Below are 3,107 nucleotides of genomic sequence, written 5' to 3'. Positions count from 1 at the left end.
ACCGGAGTTGTCGCCGCTGCGCCGGCTGCGGCCGGTCCTGTCGGGGCGCCCCCGCGGGCACCGCCGTCCTCCGGCAGACCGTCGTCGTTGCCCTTGGTGGTACGCGGGCGGCGCAGCATCGCGGTGATCCTGGCGCGCAGTTCCCGGGGGCGGAACGGCTTGGTGAGGTAGTCGTCCGCGCCGGTCTCCAGGCCGAGCAAAGTGTCCAGCTCTTCGGCCCGCGCGGTGAGCATGATGATGTACGTGTCGCTGAAACGGCGCACCTGGCGCGCGACCTCGAAGCCATCGATGTCCGGCAGTCCGAGGTCGAGGGTAACCACATCGGGATTGTGGCGCTTGATGGCGGCAACGCCTTCCATCCCGGAGGAGGCGGTATGCACCGTGAAACCGGAACTGGACAGGACCGTCGAAATCAGCTCCCGGATGTCCAGGTCATCCTCCACAATGACGGCAGTACGCTGCTCGCTCATCCTCTATCCCCCAACTGACTAACTTCGGTTCATCGTTTCATTACATAGCTATTGATGATCATAGACCCAGAAACGAACAATATGGCGAAATAATCAGCGGGGAAATAACGGCGGGAGTTGCCGCCTAAAGATGCACGTGCAGCCGCCTCGCCGCCTCGGAAATGGAACCGGTCAGCGACGGGTACACCGTGAACGTGTTCGCGAGGTCGTCCACGTGGAGTTTTTGGCTGACCGCCAGCGCGATCGGGAAGATCAGTTCGGAAGCCCGCGGGGCCACCACCACTCCCCCGATGACCGTGCCGGAACCGCGCCGGGCAATGATTTTCACGAAGCCGTCGGAAACGTTCATCATTTTGGCCCGCGCGTTCGTGTTAAGCGAGAGTTTGATGATGTCGCCCTGGTACTTTCCGGCGGCGACTTCCTCCTCGGTCACCCCCACGGTCGCGATCTCCGGGCTGGTAAAGATATTGGACGCCACCTGCTTGAGCTTCAGCGGCTTGACGTAGTCGCCCAGCAGGTGGGCCACGGCGATGCGGCCCTGCATCGCGGCCACCGAGGCCAGAGCCAGCACGCCGGTGCAGTCGCCGGCAGCATAGATGTTCGACGCGGTGGTGCGCGAGACGCCATCTACCTTGATGTGCCCGCCCTCGGTCAGGGCCACCCCGGCTTCTTCGAGCCCGATTCCGGCGGTGTTGGGCACGCCGCCCACGGCCAGCAGGCAGTGTGAGCCCTCGACCACCCGGCCGTCGGCCAAGGTGACCAGCACGCCGTCGTCCGTTCGTTCCACGCTGGCGGCGCGGGACTTGGACAGCACGGTCATGCCGCTGCGGGCGAAAACGTCTTCGAGCACCTCGGCGGCGTCGGCGTCTTCGCCCGGCAGCACGCGGTCCCGCGAGGAGACCAGGGTGACCTTGGTGCCCAGCATCCGGTAGGCGGAGGCGAACTCGGCTCCGGTCACGCCCGAACCGACCACGATCAGGTGCTCCGGGATCTCGGTCAGGTTGTAGACCTGGGTCCAGTTGAAGATGCGCTCACCGTCCGGCTTGGCCGTGGACAGCTCGCGCGGGGTGGCGCCTGTGGCAACCAGGATGGCATCCGCCGTAATCGTCTCGGTCCCCGTGTCCGTCGACACGGCGATGGTGTTCGGGCCGGAGAGCTTGCCTTCGCCCAGGATGACGCGCACCCCGGCGCGCTCCAACCCGTGGTGGATGTCCGCCGACTGGCTCTCGGCCAGCTTCAGCAGGCGGTCGTTGACCGTGCGCAGATCGGCATAGGCGGCCTTGGAGTCCTCGTCGAAGCGGACCCCGAGGTCGTGCGCGCTCGCTACCCGCCGCATGGCATCGGCGGTCGCGATCAGGGTCTTGGACGGCACCACATCGGTCAGCACGGCCGAACCGCCGAGGCCTTTCCGTTCGATGATGGTCACCTTGGCGCCGAGCGAGTTGGCCACCATGGCCGCCTCATACCCGCCGGGGCCCCCGCCCAGGATCGCCAGACGCGGGGCACTGAAATCTATTTGGCTAGTCACGGACTTCATTCTGTCGCATGCCCCGCGACGCCTCAACCTGCCGCCGAGGCGTGAAGCAGGCGCCCGCTGCCCGCACGCGGCGGCCGCCAGTATCCGCGCGGACATCCCCGAATGCCCGGAACGACGACGGCGCCGCCCGCCCGACGCTTTCGGCAGCAGTTCGGCAGCGGGTAGGTTAGGTCCTGTGACTACAGACCCCTTTGAACTGGCCGCCGAGGCAGCCGCTTTCCTCGCCCGGCAGACCGGTGTCGCCGCCCATGATGTCGCGCTGGTGCTCGGCTCCGGCTGGGGCGAAGCCGCCGACCTCATCGGCGAGACGACCCACTCGATCCCGGCCACGGACATTCCCGGGTTCTCCGCCCCGGCCGTCGAAGGCCACGTCGGCACCATCCGCTCCGTCCGGACGCCCGACGGCAAGCGCGTGCTGGTGCTCGGTGCCCGCACCCACTACTACGAGGGCAAGGGCGTGCGCTCAGTCGTCCACGGCGTCCGGACTGCAGCGGCGGCCGGGTGCGGGACGCTGGTGCTGACCAACGGCTGCGGCGGACTGAACCCGGCCTGGGCGCCGGGGACGCCGGTGCTGATCAGCGACCACATCAACCTCACGGCCGCCTCCCCGCTGGAAGGCGCAACCTTCGTTGACCTGACCGACCTCTACTCGGGACGGCTGCGCACCTTGGCGCGGGAGGTGGATCCCAGCCTGGACGAAGGCGTGTACGCACAGTTCCCCGGCCCCCACTACGAGACCCCGGCCGAGGTGCAGTACGCCAAGCGGATCGGCGCCGACCTGGTCGGCATGTCCACGGCGTTGGAGGCCATCGCCGCCCGCCACGCCGGCATGGAGGTTTTCGGAATCTCGCTGGTGACCAACCTGGCGGCCGGCATCAGCGACGTTCCGCTCAGCCACACCGAGGTCATCGAGGCGGGCCGGGCCGCGGGGCCGCGGATCTCGCGACTGCTGGCCGGAATTGTCGCCAAACTGTGAACGGGAGCGACATGGCCGCAACGCCGGACGAACTGAAGGCCGCGGCCGAGGCCTGGCTAGAGGCCGATCCGGACGAGCAGACCCGCCGGGAATTGCAGGACCTGCTGGCAGCGGCCGAGGGCGG

3 protein-coding genes are annotated in these 3,107 nt (G+C 67.8%); 1 reads left to right on the top strand and 2 read right to left on the bottom strand.

Annotated features, from left to right (window positions below; genetic code table 11):
* Both AC5RV2_RS16310 and AC5RV2_RS16305 read right to left on the bottom strand, forming a co-directional pair.
* A partial coding sequence (locus AC5RV2_RS16310) for a response regulator transcription factor (protein ID WP_494093203.1) occupies window positions 1–470 on the bottom strand: 470 nt, incomplete at its 3' end.
* A 124-nt stretch (window positions 471–594) separates the two neighbouring features.
* Window positions 595–1,998, bottom strand: a complete 1,404-nt coding sequence (locus tag AC5RV2_RS16305) for an NAD(P)H-quinone dehydrogenase (protein WP_494093202.1) — start codon at window positions 1,996–1,998, stop codon at window positions 595–597.
* Between the two features lie 184 nt (window positions 1,999–2,182).
* On the opposite strand from AC5RV2_RS16305, the gene AC5RV2_RS16300 reads away from it, so the two are divergent.
* Window positions 2,183–2,983, top strand: coding sequence for a purine-nucleoside phosphorylase (locus tag AC5RV2_RS16300; RefSeq protein ID WP_494093201.1), 801 nt, complete (start codon window positions 2,183–2,185; stop codon window positions 2,981–2,983).
* Window positions 2,984–3,107 lie beyond the last annotated feature (124 nt).

The sequence above is a fragment of the Arthrobacter sp. Y3225116 genome (assembly GCF_059091245.1).
The sequence above is the reverse complement of the archived record's forward strand: the minus strand, read 5'-3'. Positions and strand labels throughout refer to the sequence as shown.